Raw genomic sequence first — 15,177 nt, 5'->3', positions numbered from 1 at the left:
CATCGATGCAACGAGTATGCCACGGCGGGACAGCTCGACGCCACCGTGGTGGTGGCGGGGCCGGCCGAGCCGAGATCGGCTCAGCCGGCCCGCGACTGTCAGCTGCTGAGAGCGAAGGAGGTGTACTTGTCGACGTTGGAGGCGTCGATCAGCGTGCAGTCGATCGACTGCTTCTCGTCCTTGCCGGTGCTGCCCGTGCGGATGTACTCGTCGGCCTGCTCGACCGCCATCGCGGCGATGTCCACGGCCGGCTGCAGGCCCGTGGCGAGCAGCGTCCCGGACTTGATCGCCGCTGCGGCGTCGGGGCTGCCGTCGAAGCCGGCGATGATGACCTTTCCGGTCAGCCCTGCAGCATCCACCGCGGCCACAGCACCGAGGGCCATCGTGTCGTTGCCCGCGATGATGCCCTGGATGTTCGGGTCCTTCTGGAGGAGCGTCTCGACCTTCGTGAAGGCCTCCTGCTGGTCCCAGTTCGCGGTCTCCTGCGTGGTCATCTTCATGTCGGGGTACTGGTCCATGACCGCGTGGTACGCGTCGGAGCGGACGCCGGCGTTGGTGTCCGTGGCCTTGCCGGTCAGCTCGATGTAGTTGCCCTTGCCGTTCATTGCCTTCACGAAGGCTTCGCCGACGAGGCCGGCGCCCTGGGCGTTGTTCGACACGATCTGTGCCTTTGCCAGCCCGGTCTGGTTGATCTCACGGTCGATGAGGAACACCGGGATACCGGCATCGGTCGCCTTCTGTACGGCACCGATCGTCACGTCCGCGCCGGCGTTGTCAAGGACGATAGCCTTGGCGCCGTTCGAGATCGCCGTGTCGATCAGCTGGCTCTGCTTGTTCGGGTCGTCGTCGTGCGAGTCGGACTGTGCCGTGTATCCCAGCTCCTTGGCCTTGGCGACGGCACCGTCGGCCTCAGCCTTGAAGAAGACGTTGTCGTGGGACGGGGTGATCACCGCGATCAGGCCACCCGCTTCCCCACCAGCACTTTCGGACGCGGAGGCACTGGGGGCCGCCGAGTCGTCGTCGGACGAGCTGGAACAGGCGGCAAGCGCCATAGCCGAGACCGCGGCGATGAGCACCGCGCCATAGCGGAGATTGCGTCGCATCGAAATTCCTCCTGAGAGTTGGATCCAGCAGTTGTCAGTTGGTGCTGGGCTGTGCCGCCGCCAGTTCGCGCTTCACGCTCTGAGCGGCGACGGCTGCCGCTCGAGCGTTCTTCAACCTCTGCTGACCCTGGTCGAGGATCACGGCGAGGATGATGACCACGCCCTTGATGACCGTCTGCCAGAACGTGGAGACGCCAACCATGACGAGTCCGTCAGAGAGGAAGCCGATGACGAAGGCGCCGATGAGGGCGCCTTTCACGGTGCCTCGGCCGCCGGCCAGAGAGGCACCGCCGATGACGACCGCAGCGATGGCGTTGAGCTCGAACGTGTTGCCGGTCTGCGGTGCAGCCGACGTGAGCTCAGACGCGATGATCAGGCCGGCTGTCGCGGCGCACACGCCGGAGATGATGTAGACGCGCATCTTGACCGACTTGACCGGCACACCCGCCAGCTGTGCCGCGCGCTCGTTGCCGCCCGTCGCGTACAGGTGACGGCCGAACGGCGTGCGGGTGATCAGGACCCAGATGACGACCGCGAAGAGCACCATGATCCAGATCGCCGTCGGGACGCCCAGCGGCCGGGACACGCCGAGGAACGAGAACCCGGTGTTGCCGGTCGCGGGGTCGCCCTGCAGCCGCGGGAACGTCGAGCCGTCGGAGATCAGCAAGGCTGCCCCTCGGGCTATGTACAGCGTCCCGAGCGTCGCTATGAACGGTGCGACGTTGAACCTGGTCACCAGCACGCCGTTTAGCGTGCCGACCAGCGCGCCGACCGCGAGCGAGACGAGGATGACGACCCACACCGCCGGGTAGGCGGTGACGTCGAAGATCGACAGCTGCCAGCCTTGCAGCATCACGCCGGCGACCACCCCCGACAGCCCCACGATCGAGCCGATCGACAGGTCGATCCCGCCCGTGATGATCACGAGCAGCATGCCGAGAGCGAGGATCGCGTTGAACGCGACGTGCTTGGTCATCGTGATCAAGTTCGTCGGCGTCAGGAACGCGTCCGACAGGAACGAGAAGATGATGACCAGGACGATCAGCGCCACGAAGGCCCGCTGGTCGAGCAGGAACTCACCGATCCCGCGCTTGGAGGCCTGCGCGTCCGAGGGCGAAGCAGCCTGTTCTTTGGTGGTAGTGGTCGCCATCTCAGTTGTCCTCAGAGCTCGTCGGGGCGTCGGTCTGGATGCGGGCTGTCGCGCCCGCCGAGTCGTCGGGAACGCTGGCGTCGGAGTACGCCATCAGCTGCTCACGATCGGTCGTGCGGGGATCGAGCTCGGCGCTGATGCGCCCCCGCGACATGACCAAGATCCGGTCACAGGCGTGCAGCACCTCGCTGACCTCGCTCGTCGCGAACAGCACGCCGATGCCGTTCCGAGCCTCCTGCGCCATAAGCGCGAAGATGTCGGCCTTCGCGCCGACGTCGATGCCTCGGGTCGGCTCGTCCAGGACGAGCAGCCTGGGCCTGGTGAGCAGCGCCCGCCCGATGACGACCTTCTGCTGGTTGCCGCCGGACAGCGAACCGATCGGCGCGTCCTGGCTGGCTGCCTTGACGCGCACCTGCTTGGACACGTCGTCGACCGCCGACCGTTCCTCGCCACGCTTGATGAACGCACCCGAGACGAAGTGGCTCACCGCGGCGAGGGCCATGTTGCGGCCCACCGAGAGGGCCTGGACGAGGCCGTCGCGCTGCCGGTCCTCTGGCACGAGCACGAGACCGGCGTCGATCCGCTGCGCGACCGAAGCATGCGTCAGGTCGACGTCACCGAGGACGACGCTGCCTCCGAGAGCATGGTTGCGCCCGGCCAACGACTCGAGCAGTTCCGTGCGCCCCGCACCCATCAGTCCATAGACGCCGACGACCTCGCCCGCGTGCACCGTGAACGTCACACCGCGAACCGCCAGTCGCTCGGGCGCATCAGGATCGGCCACGATCAGGTTGTCGACCTCGAGGAGCGGTTCACCCGGGTCGTGGCTCATCGGCGCGAAGAGTGCGCTCTCGTCGCGACCAACCATCTGAGCGACGATCCACTTGAGGTCCACGTCGGCCATCGGCGCCTGGGCGACGACGTTGCCGTCGCGCAGCACGACCGCGGTATCGGCCAGCTCGAGGCACTCGTCGAGGTGGTGCGAGATGTAGATGATCGAGACCCCGCGAGCCGTCAGCTCGCGGATCACCCGAAACAGGACACGGACCTCGGTCGCAGACAGGGCCGACGTCGGCTCGTCCATGATCAGCACGCGCGTCTCCTCCGACAGTGCGCGCGCGATCTCGATCAGCTGCTGCTGCCCGAGGCGCAGGTCGCCGACGAGCGTCGTCGGTTCGAGCGGCTCCTCGAGGTGCTCGAGCAAGGCCTTTGTCGCGGCCTTCTGCGCAGCGAAGTCGACGAACATGCCCTTCTTCATCTCGCGCCCGGCGAAGATGTTGTCCGCGATCGACAGGTTCCCGCAGAGGTTGAGCTCCTGGTGGATGATCGCCACACCGTGCGACACGGCGTCCGCGGGTGACTCGAACGAGACGGGTTCGCCGTCGAGCTCGATCGTGCCCATGGTGGGCTGCTCGACCCCCGCGAGGATCTTCATGAGGGTCGACTTGCCGGCGCCGTTCTCACCGATCAGTGCGGTCACATGGCCCCGGCGCACCTCGAAGTCCACCCCACGCAGCGCATGCGTGCCGCCGTAGACCTTGGCGACTCCTCGCGCCCGCATCACGATGTCCTCGTCGACCACCGTGGTGGCACTCACGGCTGGACCTCGATCTTGACCGGGTAGATGGTGACGTGGGTGATGTCGCCGCCGGTCGTGGACGTCCAGGTGAACGCACCCGTGACGTCGATCGTCTTGCCCACCAGCGTCGGCGCATCGAGGTCGCCGTAAACGCTCTCGACGGCGCGGTTGTTCAGCTCGATGGCGACCTTCTGGAACTCGGTCTGGTTTTTGAAGTCACCGAAGGCCAGGTCCGTGCCCGCATCACGCAGCGCGGTGTTGGAGCCGAGCGGCGGAATCGCGACCCCGACAGTGATCCCCTCAGGCATCCCCTCGACCTGCAGCCCGATCTCCCCGAACTCGCCTTCGACGACGACGCCCGTGACGTTCGTCGCGAAGCCCCACGGCTTGCCCTCGGCCTCACGCTTGCCGAACTTCTTGCCGGCGGCGTCCGCGTCGGCCACCAAGGCGACCACGAGGGTGTCGAGGGGCTGCGCGTTCTCGATGATCGTCGGGACGACCACGGATTCGTAGTTGAGGTCCGCGTACTCGGCGGCGGTGTCGGCCGGCTGCGCGATCGAGCTGGTGGAGACGAAGGTCGTGCTCGCCACCGCTGCGACCGCCACGACGACGCCCACCGCACTCCAGATCACGGTCCGCCGACGCCACCAGGGCGCCTTCGTTGTGGCTGCTTTCTCGGGCATGCCTCTCCTTTGAGTTGCTGCTTGCTGCGTCGAGGTCGATCAGTCCTGAGCTGCGAGCCCCCGTGATCTGGCGACTGCTCGGACCCAGGCCCTTCGCGTTGGACCGAGGTCGCTCGACTCGGGGTCAAAACGGGTGGCGGGCTGTGCGGCATCGACGTGGTGGCCGAGCGTGCGTCGGGCGAGCGCCGCGGCACCGAGCGCGGAGGCCTCGGGCGCATCGCCCACCAGCACCGGTCGAGCGAGCAGGTCGGCCTGGATCTGCATCAGCAGAGGAGAGCGGGTGGCGCCGCCATCGGCCCGAAGGGCGTCGATGTGTACCAGGCCGTCGGACTCGATTGCCTCGACCACGTCGACGACCTGGTGGGCGACCGCGTCCAGCGCGGCCCGCGCCAGGTGCGCCCTGGTCGTCCCAGCCGTCACGCCGAGCAGCACGCCATCAGCGGAACGGTCCCAGTACGGTGCGCCGAGTCCGGAGAATGCCGGCACGAAGGAAACGCCGTCCGCATCGACGACCCCACCGGCGAGATCAGTCAGGTAGGCGCCACCGGATGCGCCCTCGGGCACGCCCAGCATCGTTGCCATCCAGTCCAGCGCAGAGCCCGCCGCGATGATGTTGCCCTCCCGGGCATACGTCGGCGAGCCCTCGATGTGCCAGGCGAGTGTCGTGGCGATCCCGGTCGCTCTGCCCTTGCTCGTCGCGACCGGTGCCATGACCGATGAACCGGTGCCAAATGTTGCCTTGCCAGTGCCCGGCTCCAGGCACCCCTGTTGGTACATCGCCGCGTGTGAGTCGGCCATCACCGCCAACACCGGCAGACCGACCAGCAGCGGGGTTCCCGGTCGCGTGCGACCGAAGCCCGCGTCCGATCCGCGAACCTCACCAAGGGCGCTCGCCGGGATCCCGAACAGGTCGAGCAGCTGGGGCTCCCACGAGCAGGACTCGAGATCGAGGAGCAAGGTGCGGGCCGCGTTTCCCATCTCGGTGAGGTGCTCACCTGTGAGCGACCAGATCAGCCACGAGTCGACGGTCCCCACCGCGATGTCCCGGATGTCTACTCCGGCGGCCCGCGCCTGGTCGAGCGCGGCGCGCATCTTCGGGGCGGAGAACATCGCGTCGAGCGACAAGCCGGTCCGTGTGCGCACGACCTGCGCGACATCCGGGCCGGAGGATGCGAGGTCAACGCACCACGCTGCGGTGCGGGCATCTTGCCAGCCGAGCACTGGGCCGAGGGGCTCGCCGGTCTGCTTGTTCCAGCACACCACCGACTCGCGCTGGTTGGAGATCGAGATCCCTTCGAGCGCGATCGAGTCGGTGACCCGTAGGCACTCGAGCGCCGCGGCGAACGTAGCGTCGCGCAGCTGGGCGGCGTCCTGCTCGACGAACCCCGGCGCTGGGAAGGAGATGCCGACGGGACGCGAGGCGGACGACAAGACGGCCCCGCTCGCGGAGTCAACAAGCAGGGCCTTGGTGTTCGTAGTCCCCTGGTCCAGCGCAAGGACGGCGCCACGACCGGCGGGCCGCATTGGGGCCTGCGTGCTGTGCTGGTTCATGCGTGCATATCCATTCCGCTCTGAATGAAGTAGCCCCAACCGTAAGAACGGGGGGCCCCGATGTCAACTACGGTTACCAAATCGTGTCAAAGGAGACCCCCATGCCTCACGACGTCGTCGTCGTCGGATCGATCAACGTGGACCTGATCGTGCAGGTCACACGCCATCCGCTCCCCGGTGAGACGGTTCTCGGTCGCGAGGGCGTCACTCTGCCCGGGGGCAAGGGAGCCAATCAGGCCGTCGCGGCGGCGCGGTTAGGTGCGTCGGTCGCGATGGTCGGGGCTGTCGGGTCCGATGCACACGCAGCTACCGCCCTGTCCGGGTTGCGTGAGGCCGGTGTCGGCCTGGATCACGTACGTCAGGTGGAGGGAGCCACCGGCCTGGCGGTCGTCACGCTCTCGGCCGACTCGCACAACTCGATCATCGTGATCCCCGGCGCGAACGGTGCTGTCACCCCCCAGATCGTCGACGAGGCCGAGGAGCTGCTGGTCCAGGCAAAGGTGTGTGTTCTACAGGCCGAGATCCCCTTACCGACGGTGATCCATGCTGCGGCACTCGCACACCGCCACGGCAGCCGTGTTCTTCTCAACGTCGCTCCGGCATCGAGGCTGCCTCACGAGACGCTTCGCCTGGCCGATCCCCTGGTCGTGAACGAGCACGAGGCCGCAGCGCTGCTCGGTCATCCCGTCCATCGGCCGCAGGACGCGGTCCTCGAGCTCGCCGAATTGGGCGTCTCTTCGGTGATCATCACCCTCGGCGCTTCGGGCGTCACGGGGTACGACCGGGGCTCGACGTGGTCCCACCCCGCTCGTCTCGTCGAGGCGCGTGACTCCACAGGTGCCGGCGACGCATTCGTTGGTGCACTAGCGGCCGAGATCTCGAAGGGGTCCGCGCTCGACTCGGCTGCCCTCTGGGCGACGAGGGTCGCCGCAGCGTCCGTGACGCGCCTGGGGGCTCAGGCGTCCTACCCCTGGGCGGGCGACTCATTGCCTTAACGCGGAGCGGCGTTCGCGCGTTTGTTGGGGCGCCGGACCGAAAGCGGTCGGGGTTCACATGCCGCGCGGCAGTGGAGTCCTTCTGGAGATGCCCGCTGAGGTGCTGGAGGGGAGCGACGGTCGCCCTAGAAGGGCACCCCGCATCGCAGGACCACATTCGCGTACGGAGTGTCCTCGCCGGTCCGGACCACCAGGCTCGCCTCGGAAACCATCCGCTTCAGCACGTGGTGCGGCACTCGGTCCACGGTCACCTCGAGCCGGCTCTCGATCCATCGCTCAGGCGCGCTACCCGCCACCTCTTCGCTGATCCAGGCATGTTCGACGACCAGCTCGGCAAGCAGAGCGTCGAGAACCACGTTGAAGCGCGGCTGGCCGTACACGAGCGCGAGGTCGACGACCCTGACACCGGTGGGGATCGGCAGGCCCGCGTCGGCCACCACGACGAGATCCGTGTGGCCGAGACGCGCGACGTGACCCGCCAGATCGCCGTGGATGATTCCGCTCCGCTTCATCTCGGGCGTCCCTTCGGTTCGGGTGACGGTCCGCGACAAGCCTGGGTCGCACGATCGTGCTCGTCGTGCGCGCTGTCAGGCTTCAGCAAGTCGGGTAGCTGTGTCGACGTCGGTGACCAGCACGTTCAGCCATCCACCGCGCACGGCACCCAGGATCGCCCCGTGCTTGCGTTCACCACCGGCGACTCCGATGCGCCGCGGAATTGTTCGGAATTGCTCAGGACCGATACCGACGACCCGATCGTCGAACCCTGACTTGACGACGGACCCGTGTGAATCGAAGTAGCGAAGGCAGATGTCCCCGACGGCGCTCGCTGCCCGCAGCTCGTCCTGGTCCCGCTCGGCCACTGAGTTGCCCGACTCAAGTAGCAGGCGAGAGGGTTTTAGTGACCCGATCCCGACGAGCGCAGTCGTCAGACCACTCCAGGAATCGATCACTGCTGACACAGCCGGGTCGTCGACAAGGACCCGGCGAGCCGAGGCCGAGCCGAGAACCCCTGGCGCCGGCATGAAGACCGGCTCAGCTCCGGTCGCATCAGCGAGCTGGCTGAGGAGGCGGGACGCCTGGACCTGAACCCGCGACTCGCCCACACCCCCGACGATCTGGATGACCTGGTCGACGACTCGACCAGAGGAACGCCTCATGGCGGAGGCGGCCGCAAGGAGAGTCGCCGACCACGACGAGATACCAACCACCTCACCGCCCGTGAGGGTCGCCTCGAGATACGTCGCCAATGCGGACCCGAGAGCCGCTGTGATCTCGGCATCGTCGCCCGACACATCAACGACGACCGCCTCCAGCAAGTCGAACTTGCGCTCGAGCTGCGTCTCAAGGTCGGTGTGTACGCCGGTCGGAACGGTGACGATCGTGCGCACGATGCCGACCTCAGCGGCGCGGGACAGCAGTCGGGAGACCTTCGACTGCGAGACGTGGAGCTCCTCAGCGATCTCGGTCTGTCTCGCCCCACGCTCGTAGTACATGAGCGCGATCTTGGCCATCAGGCGAGTCTGATCGCCCGGGCCCGCCGACCCGCGGGCGGCACCCGCCCTCCCGGAACTGCTACTCATTGAGAACCCTTCGAACCCCACCCGCTGCGACGGCTGGAAGCCGCCGACGGAGCGTATCGCGTCGATGCTTGCGAGCACCCCATCTCGCCAGGTCAAGCGTCACGCACGTACGCGTGCGGACCATCTAGCGAGCCCGGGATCGATCCGCCCCCTTTCCCGTGCGAGACTCCGGTCTCGTGGTTATTCGACGCATCGCGACAGAGGCTCGGCGCGAGCGCCCAGTCGGTCCTGCCAGGGTCGAGGCAGCGATTGCCGCGGTGCAGCAAGGGCGCTCAGTTGTTGTCACCGACCACCCGGGCAGAGAAGACGAGGGCGACCTCGTCATGGCCGCTGCGCACGTCCGACCGGCCGACATTGCGTTCATGATGTCCAACTGCCGAGGGTTGATCTGCGTCCCTCTAACAGCCGATCGCGCGCGCGAACTCATGTTGCCCCCGATGGTCGACCGGAACACGGAAGCACTCCGGACCGCCTTCAGCGTCTCGGTCGATGCGGCCGAGGGCGTCACCACGGGAATCTCCGCCGAGGACCGCGCTCGCACGGTTCAACTCCTCGCGAGTCCCGCTACGACAGCTGATGACCTTGTGCGGCCGGGCCACATCTTTCCCCTGATCGGCGTCGGCGGCGGTGTCCTGGAACGCCCGGGCCACACGGAGGCGGCACTCGATCTCGCGATACTTGCGGGCCTGCCGCCCGTCGGTGTCATCTGTGAGATCGCAGACCGCTACGGCGAGATGCTCCGGGGCGAACGGCTTCGCCGCTTCTCCCGACGTCACTCACTGCCCCAGATCTCCATCGACGAGCTCGCGGCGTACCTCCGCAGTCGGTAGCCGGGTCCGCCGCCCGACCAACGTAGACGTGGACAGGCTTGGACGACGGTCACGATCCTCCAGCAGGCGCAAGCGGTTCTGTCTGGGATGTGGATCCGTACTGCCCGGAGGGCAGCAGGCCCAGCCTCGGCTCCGGGGGCTGCCGGCTATTGCAGCGTCACGATCCGATGGGTGTGCGTGACGCGCGCAGCATGGTCAGCCCGACGAGCGCCGCAAGTACCGCGACCACTCCCACCGCCGTGGCAAGCCCGCCCGCGAGCGCGGTGAGCGCACCCATGATGAGCGGCGTGAGGAACTGACCCCCGAAGAACGCGGACTGCCACAGTCCCGTGGACCGGCCGCGCTCCTCGAAGCGCACGGTGGACAGTGCCCATGTCACCAGCGAGGGCAGGAGCAGTCCGGCGCCGGCTGACGCGATGACGGCGCCGACTACCACTGCGGGCAGGCCGTCGACCAGTCCGATGATCTGCTGATGAGCCGCAGCATCAGGCTTGATACGTCGAGCCGAAGTCGTCCGACCGGCGCCAGATCTGCCCCAGCGCCAGCCGGATCTCCTGCGGTGCGTCGCCGATGTCACCTCCGCTGCCGAGGCCCACTGCTGCCCACCAGAGAAGGCGCGAGCGACCAGGGACGCTCGCCCGCAACGGTGTCGGCCGACCGTCCAGATCAGGCAGGCACTCACTCCACGCCGTCGGCGGCAAGTCTCGCCACTCGACGTCTAGATGGATCGACGTGTGCTGCGCGAGGTTGCGCAGCGCCTGAGGGGGCAACGTCGCGGTGTAGGCCTCGATCTCGTCGCGTTCCCGTAGCGAGGACCAGATCGGCTCGTAGACGCCAGACGCCGCGAACTCGGTCCGCCGGGTAGTTGCGCGCGCGTCCAGGGCCACGTGCGCCACGAGTCGGCGCCTCGACCACTCGGTGACGGCAGACGGCGACGTCGAGCTCGTCGTCGCTCAGGGCGCGAAGCAGACGGGCGTAGTAGGCCTGCGCGGTCCGACCCTCCTGAGCGCTCGACATTGGCGCCGTATCCGACTGGATCCCCGAGCGCGCTTCGTGATGCTCGATAGAGCGCGGCCACTCCGTGATCACTCTCGGTGGGCCAGTCCGAGGCCCTCTCCCTCGGCCTCTGGGACCGGCCGCGTCGCGTCTTGATGGCTGGCTGTGCACACCCCTCCGTGACGGCGCCCGTCGCCCACAGACTCAATCCCTCGGGACCGAGATCAGAGCGGGGGGAGCGATCGTCGAGACGGCGCAGATCGCCTGTGCCCAAGTCGGAGCGGCGCCTGCGGGGCCACCAACCAGCTGACCGACCTGGCGACGTCCCCAGCGCGCAACCACTCATGGCGCTCCGAACGTGGATCGTCTTGGTCGTCCCGCCAAGCCACCATGACGTGCGTGGGCGTCCATCGCACCGCACGAGCGGGTCGCCACTCCTCGGCACCGTCCGACCAGACCACCCGCGCAATCACCGGGACGTCGCCCTGCGGCCGCATCGGCACGTGCTTGGGCAACTCCCTGCTCGACACCTCACGCCGACCGACACCGCTCACGGACGCAGCGTATCGAACACCTGTGCGACTCCCGCCATCGCTCAAAGGTCGCATCGCCGTGACCGCGAAACTGCGCTGGATGGCACCCGCAGGAGGAGGCTCGGCCCGGCCAAAGGGATCGCGCCGCGCACGTCGACCCGCGTTCGGGGAGCCTCGTGTCCACCGAGGTCCGGACCAATCCGCGGGCATCCAGCCGCCGCTCTTGCCCACATGTTGCCCACATCAACGCCAGAGGCCCTTTCGCTCCGCGGAGCGAAAGGGCCTCTGACCTGCAACTTCATTTGTAGCGGGGGCAGGATTTGAACCTGCGACCTCTGGGTTATGAGCCCAGCGAGCTACCGAGCTGCTCCACCCCGCGTCGGTGAGTACAACTTACCCCACGCCCCAGGGCCGACCAAATCGCGGACCCCCTGATCGGCGGTGGCGTACGTCACCACCGCCGATCGGGGGCACGGTCACTGGGCGAGTCGCGCCTCGGCGTCGACGGCGTTCTGCACGGCGGTCTCGAGCCGCTTCTGCGCGTCGCCGTAGGCCCCGAAGTCGCCGATCGCGAGGGCGGCCTGGCTCTCGGAGATGGCCTGCTTGGCCTGCTGCAGCGCGCGGTCGAGGTCGGCGCGGGCGGTCGCATCCGTGCCCGTGTCGGTCGGCGCCGGCGCGGGCGTCTCCGTCCCGGTGGGCGGCGGTGCGGTGCCCGTGTCCGGTGGCGTGCCGGCGTCGGGCGAGGTGCCCGCGTCGCCGGCGTCCGCCCCGGAGTCGCCGCCGAACACCTGGTCGAGGGCGCCGTCGAGCGTGTCCGCGAACCCGATGTCGTCGCCGAACGCCACGAGCACGCGCTGCAGCAGCGGGAACGTGGTCCCCGCCCGGGCCTGGACGTACACCGGCTGCACGTAGAGCAGCCCGCCGCCCATGGGCAGGGTGAGCAGGTTGCCGCGCACCACCTGGGAGTCGCCACGGCCGAGGATGTTGAGCTCGTTGGACACGGTCGGGTCGGCGACGAAGTTGTTGTTCACCTGGCCGGGACCGGGCACGGTCGAGTCGCGTGGCAGCTCGAGCAGGCGCATCTTGCCGTAGTCCGCCGAGGGTTTCCCGGCCTCGCTGCCCGCGTCCGCGTCGACCGCGAGATACCCCGTCAGCACGTTGCGCGCGTTGGTGCCGGTCGGGATGAACGTCGACATCAGCGAGAAGCTGGCCGCGTCCTGGTCCGGCATCTTGAGCGTCAGGTAGTACGGCGGCTGCTGCACGGCGACGCTGCTGGTGGGGTCGTTCGGGTTGGCCCAGAAGTCGTTGCCTGAGAAGAACTGGCCGGCGTCGGTCACGTGGTACCGGGCCAGGAGGAACCGCTGCACCTTGAACAGGTCCTCGGGGTAGCGGATGTGGCTCATGAGGTCACCGTCGATCGACGACAGCGGCTCGAGCGTCGACGGGAACGTGCGGTTCCACGCCTTGAGGATCGGGTCCTCGGCGTCCCACGCGTAGAGGGTGACCGAGCCGTCGTAGGCGTCGACCGTGGCCTTCACCGAGTTGCGGATGTAGTTCACGGTCTTGGGCTGCAGCGCCTGGACGGTCTCGGAGGACTCGGTGAGGGAGTCCGTCGTCGCCTCGTCCAGCGGGCGCGACGCCGAGTACGGGTACTGGTCGGACGTCGTGTAGCCGTCGACGATCCACTTGACGCGGCCGTCGACGACCGCCGGGTACACCCGGCCGTCGAGCGTCAGGTAGGGGGCGACCTTCTGGACGCGCTCACGCGGGTCGCGGTCGTAGAGGATCTGCGAGTCGCTGGTCACGCGGTCGGAGAACACGATCTGCTCCGAGCCGAACTTCAGGGCGTACAGCAGCTTGGTGAGCGGGTTGCCGATCGTCGGACCGGCGGACACCGTCTGCGTCGGGAACGTGCTGTTCACCGCGCCGCCGGAGGCGTCGTCCGGGTAGTCCAGCTCCCACGGCTTCGTGCCCTCGGGCGCACCGACGATCGAGTACGCGGGGGCCTTGGGGCTGAAGTAGATGCGCGGCTCGTACTCGCCCATCGAGCCCTCCGACGGGATGCCACCCTCCCAGAAGGCCGGCGCACCGCGGACGGCGGTGGTGTTGCCGTAGGCGGCGACGACGCCGAAGCCGTGCGTGTACACCGTGGAGTCGTTGGTCCAGTTGCGCTGCTGGGCGTCGAGGCCCTCGAGCGACAGCTCGCGCACGGCGATCACCGTGTCGCGGCTCTGGCCGTCGATCGTGTACCGGTCGACCGAGAGCGAGTCCGGGAAGTCGTAGAACGCGCGGATCTGCTCGAGCTGCTTGAACGACGGGCTGACGATCTGCGGGTCGAGCAACCGGATCGACGCCGTGGTGTCGGCGTCGGCCCGCAGCGCGCCGGCCTCGGCCGTGACCTTGGCGTCGTAGTCGGTCTTCTCGACGTCGTCGAGGCCGTAGGCGTCGAGCGTGGCGCCGATGTTGCGCTGGATGTAGTCGGCCTCCGCGTCCTGCTGGTTCGGCTGCACCTGGAAGCGCTGCACGACCGCGGGGTAGATGCCGCCGACGGCGATCGCGGCGACGACCATGAGGCCGACCCCGATGGCCGGCAGACGCCAGTTGCCGCGGACCGCGGTGACGATGAACATCGCGGCGACGAAGATCGCGATGCCCGCCAGGATCGCCTTCGACGGGATGACGGCGTGCACGTCGGTGAACGAGGCGCCCGCGAACTTCTGGTCGCGCTTCGTGTTCATGAGGATCGAGTACCGGTCGAGCCAGTAGCTCGCGGCGATGAGCAGCATGAGCACCGCGGCGATGATCGACAGGTGCACGCGAGCAGCACGCGTGGTGCGCGGCGCTCCCCCGCGCGGACCCCCCACGCGCAGGCCGCCGTAGAGGTACTGCGTGGCGAGCGCGCCGATGCCCGCGAGGACCGTGACGGCGATGAGGAACGAGACGACGAACCGCAGGCCCGGCAGCGTGAACAGGTAGAAGCCCAGGTCGATGCCGTACTGCGGGTCGGTCTTGCCGACGGGCGCCCCGTGCATCCACAGCTGGATCGTCTGCCACTGCTGCGACGCCGCGGCACCGGCGAACAGGCCGAGCACGGCGGGTCCGACGATCATCACCAGGCGCCGCAGCGGCTCGATCGCCTCGCGATACTGGTCGAGGTTCGCCTGCTCCTGCGTCGACGGCGCGTACACGGGCCGGGACCGGTACCCGAAGCTAAGGCTCCAGAACACCGCCCCGGCCATCACCACGAACCCCAGCACGAACAGGATGGCGCGGGTGCCCCACTCGGTCGCGATCACGTTGGTGAAGCCGAGCTGCCGGTACCAGAGCACCTCCGTCCACACCTGGGCGAGGATCAGCACGAGGATGACGATGGCCCCGAGGACGATCAGCGTCGGGGCGAGCGCCCCGCGGCGCCGCCGTGGCGCGGTGCGGGGTCGGGGCGGGCTTCCGAAGGTCACGGCGTGGCGGTCCTCGTCGTCGGCAACAGGGTGGACACGGTCGCGGACCGCGCCGAGTGCCGCGCACAAGACGCACACCACTCGCACGCTGAACGTGCCGGTCGAGGCACAGGTTCCCACACGGATGCGACGATGAGGCCGTGGCTGTGAACCCTGTGAACCCCCTGAACCCCGTGGCGTCTGCCTCCCCCGCACTCACCGCCCTGGCGGACTCCGTCCGGGAGATCGAGCACCACGTCGCGGCCGCGGGCTGGGACGGCCCGGTGCGCGTGTTCGCGCTGGTCCGCACGCAGGCGATGCTGACCACGGAGCCCGGCCTGGCTGCGCAGCTGGATCCCGCCGTGCTCGCCGCGGCCCGCGCGGAGCCGTGGCACCTCACCTCGGTCGAGCAGGAGGAGCTGCCGGAGGCGCCCGACCTCGAGACCCTGCTGGCCGGCCTCTCGTGGCCGGCGACGGTCGACGGCATGGCCGTCACGGTCGAGCGCGTGGTCCTGCCGCCCGCCGCCGAGGAGGCCATGCCGCAGGACACCGACGCGGCCCTGGACTACCTGCTCGGCCACCCCGAGCGCCAGGACGTGCGGCTCGTCGTGGGCGCGCTGCGCGACGGACCCTCGTGGTGCGCGGTCCGCACGCGCGCGAACGACACCGACGAGCAGGTCGGCCAGGGCCCGGACCTCGTGCCGGGGCTCGTCGCCGCGGTGCGCACGACCCTCGAGTAG

12 protein-coding genes, 1 tRNA gene and 1 pseudogene are annotated in these 15,177 nt (G+C 68.5%); 3 read left to right on the top strand and 11 right to left on the bottom strand.

Going from position 1 to position 15,177, the window contains the following annotated elements:
- Positions 1–98: 98 nt before the first annotated feature.
- The 5 genes from AC1DYZ_RS04445 to AC1DYZ_RS04425 are packed head-to-tail and all read right to left on the bottom strand — an operon-like array spanning position 99 to position 6,066.
- Positions 99–1,103: a substrate-binding domain-containing protein gene (locus tag AC1DYZ_RS04445; protein WP_477063995.1), complete on the bottom strand. Its 1,005-nt coding sequence runs from the start codon at positions 1,101–1,103 to the stop codon at positions 99–101.
- 34 nt (positions 1,104–1,137) lie between these two features.
- Entirely contained in the window at positions 1,138–2,253 is a 1,116-nt protein-coding gene (locus AC1DYZ_RS04440; RefSeq protein ID WP_477063994.1) for an ABC transporter permease, read from the bottom strand.
- A 1-nt stretch (position 2,254) separates the two neighbouring features.
- Complete coding sequence (locus AC1DYZ_RS04435) at positions 2,255–3,850, bottom strand: sugar ABC transporter ATP-binding protein (protein WP_477063993.1); 1,596 nt, start codon at positions 3,848–3,850, stop codon at positions 2,255–2,257.
- Positions 3,847–4,515 (bottom strand): DUF2291 family protein, encoded by a 669-nt coding sequence (locus tag AC1DYZ_RS04430; protein ID WP_477063992.1) that lies wholly within the window; start codon positions 4,513–4,515, stop codon positions 3,847–3,849. The genes AC1DYZ_RS04435 and AC1DYZ_RS04430 overlap by 4 nt, the downstream gene beginning before the upstream one ends.
- 39 nt (positions 4,516–4,554) lie before the next feature.
- Positions 4,555–6,066, bottom strand: a complete 1,512-nt coding sequence (locus AC1DYZ_RS04425) for an FGGY family carbohydrate kinase (RefSeq protein WP_477063991.1) — start codon at positions 6,064–6,066, stop codon at positions 4,555–4,557.
- A 101-nt stretch (positions 6,067–6,167) separates the two neighbouring features.
- Here AC1DYZ_RS04425 and AC1DYZ_RS04420 point away from each other — a divergent pair, with 101 nt between their 5' ends.
- Positions 6,168–7,061 carry a ribokinase gene (locus tag AC1DYZ_RS04420; protein ID WP_477064050.1) on the top strand — a complete coding sequence of 298 codons (894 nt, stop codon included), beginning with the start codon at positions 6,168–6,170 and terminating at the stop codon, positions 7,059–7,061.
- A gap of 125 nt (positions 7,062–7,186) precedes the next feature.
- Here AC1DYZ_RS04420 and rbsD read toward each other — a convergent pair whose 3' ends face one another.
- Positions 7,187–7,612, bottom strand: a complete 426-nt coding sequence (gene rbsD / locus AC1DYZ_RS04415; protein ID WP_477063990.1) for a D-ribose pyranase — start codon at positions 7,610–7,612, stop codon at positions 7,187–7,189.
- Between the two features lie 36 nt (positions 7,613–7,648).
- Positions 7,649–8,572 (bottom strand): sugar-binding transcriptional regulator, encoded by a 924-nt coding sequence (locus tag AC1DYZ_RS04410; RefSeq protein WP_477063989.1) that lies wholly within the window; start codon positions 8,570–8,572, stop codon positions 7,649–7,651.
- A 245-nt stretch (positions 8,573–8,817) separates the two neighbouring features.
- Between AC1DYZ_RS04410 and ribB the strand changes: the two genes are divergently transcribed.
- Positions 8,818–9,471: a 3,4-dihydroxy-2-butanone-4-phosphate synthase gene (gene ribB, locus AC1DYZ_RS04405; protein WP_477063988.1), complete on the top strand. Its 654-nt coding sequence runs from the start codon at positions 8,818–8,820 to the stop codon at positions 9,469–9,471.
- 157 nt (positions 9,472–9,628) lie between these two features.
- On the opposite strand, the gene AC1DYZ_RS04400 is transcribed toward ribB, so the two are convergent.
- From AC1DYZ_RS04400 to AC1DYZ_RS04385, 4 genes and pseudogenes are all read right to left on the bottom strand, one after another.
- Positions 9,629–9,907 carry a hypothetical protein gene (locus AC1DYZ_RS04400; protein WP_477063987.1) on the bottom strand — a complete coding sequence of 93 codons (279 nt, stop codon included), beginning with the start codon at positions 9,905–9,907 and terminating at the stop codon, positions 9,629–9,631.
- A gap of 49 nt (positions 9,908–9,956) precedes the next feature.
- Positions 9,957–10,397: pseudogene (locus AC1DYZ_RS04395) on the bottom strand (maleylpyruvate isomerase N-terminal domain-containing protein); the annotation flags it as partial.
- 908 nt (positions 10,398–11,305) lie between these two features.
- A tRNA-Met gene (locus AC1DYZ_RS04390) sits at positions 11,306–11,379 on the bottom strand.
- 97 nt (positions 11,380–11,476) lie between these two features.
- Positions 11,477–14,458, bottom strand: coding sequence for a UPF0182 family membrane protein (locus AC1DYZ_RS04385; protein ID WP_477063986.1), 2,982 nt, complete (start codon positions 14,456–14,458; stop codon positions 11,477–11,479).
- A 140-nt stretch (positions 14,459–14,598) separates the two neighbouring features.
- Here AC1DYZ_RS04385 and AC1DYZ_RS04380 point away from each other — a divergent pair, with 140 nt between their 5' ends.
- The gene (locus tag AC1DYZ_RS04380) at positions 14,599–15,177 is read left to right on the top strand and encodes a PPA1309 family protein (protein ID WP_477063985.1); all 579 of its coding nucleotides are present in this window, start codon (positions 14,599–14,601) and stop codon (positions 15,175–15,177) included.

This window comes from Cellulomonas sp. P1_C4 (genome assembly GCF_056406355.1).
This window is presented reverse-complemented; position numbering and strand designations above follow the sequence as displayed.

What these genes read in the sequence shown, in the direction of transcription:
- AC1DYZ_RS04445 (WP_477063995.1), bottom strand. Translation starts at nt 1,103, where the DNA reads ATGCGACGCAATCTCCGCTATGGCGCGGTGCTCATCGCCGCGGTCTCG.
- AC1DYZ_RS04430 (WP_477063992.1), bottom strand. Translation starts at nt 4,515, where the DNA reads ATGCCCGAGAAAGCAGCCACAACGAAGGCGCCCTGGTGGCGTCGGCGG.
- AC1DYZ_RS04440 (WP_477063994.1), bottom strand. Translation starts at nt 2,253, where the DNA reads ATGGCGACCACTACCACCAAAGAACAGGCTGCTTCGCCCTCGGACGCG.
- AC1DYZ_RS04410 (WP_477063989.1), bottom strand. Translation starts at nt 8,572, where the DNA reads ATGGCCAAGATCGCGCTCATGTACTACGAGCGTGGGGCGAGACAGACC.
- AC1DYZ_RS04420 (WP_477064050.1), top strand. Translation starts at nt 6,168, where the DNA reads ATGCCTCACGACGTCGTCGTCGTCGGATCGATCAACGTGGACCTGATC.
- AC1DYZ_RS04425 (WP_477063991.1), bottom strand. Translation starts at nt 6,066, where the DNA reads ATGAACCAGCACAGCACGCAGGCCCCAATGCGGCCCGCCGGTCGTGGC.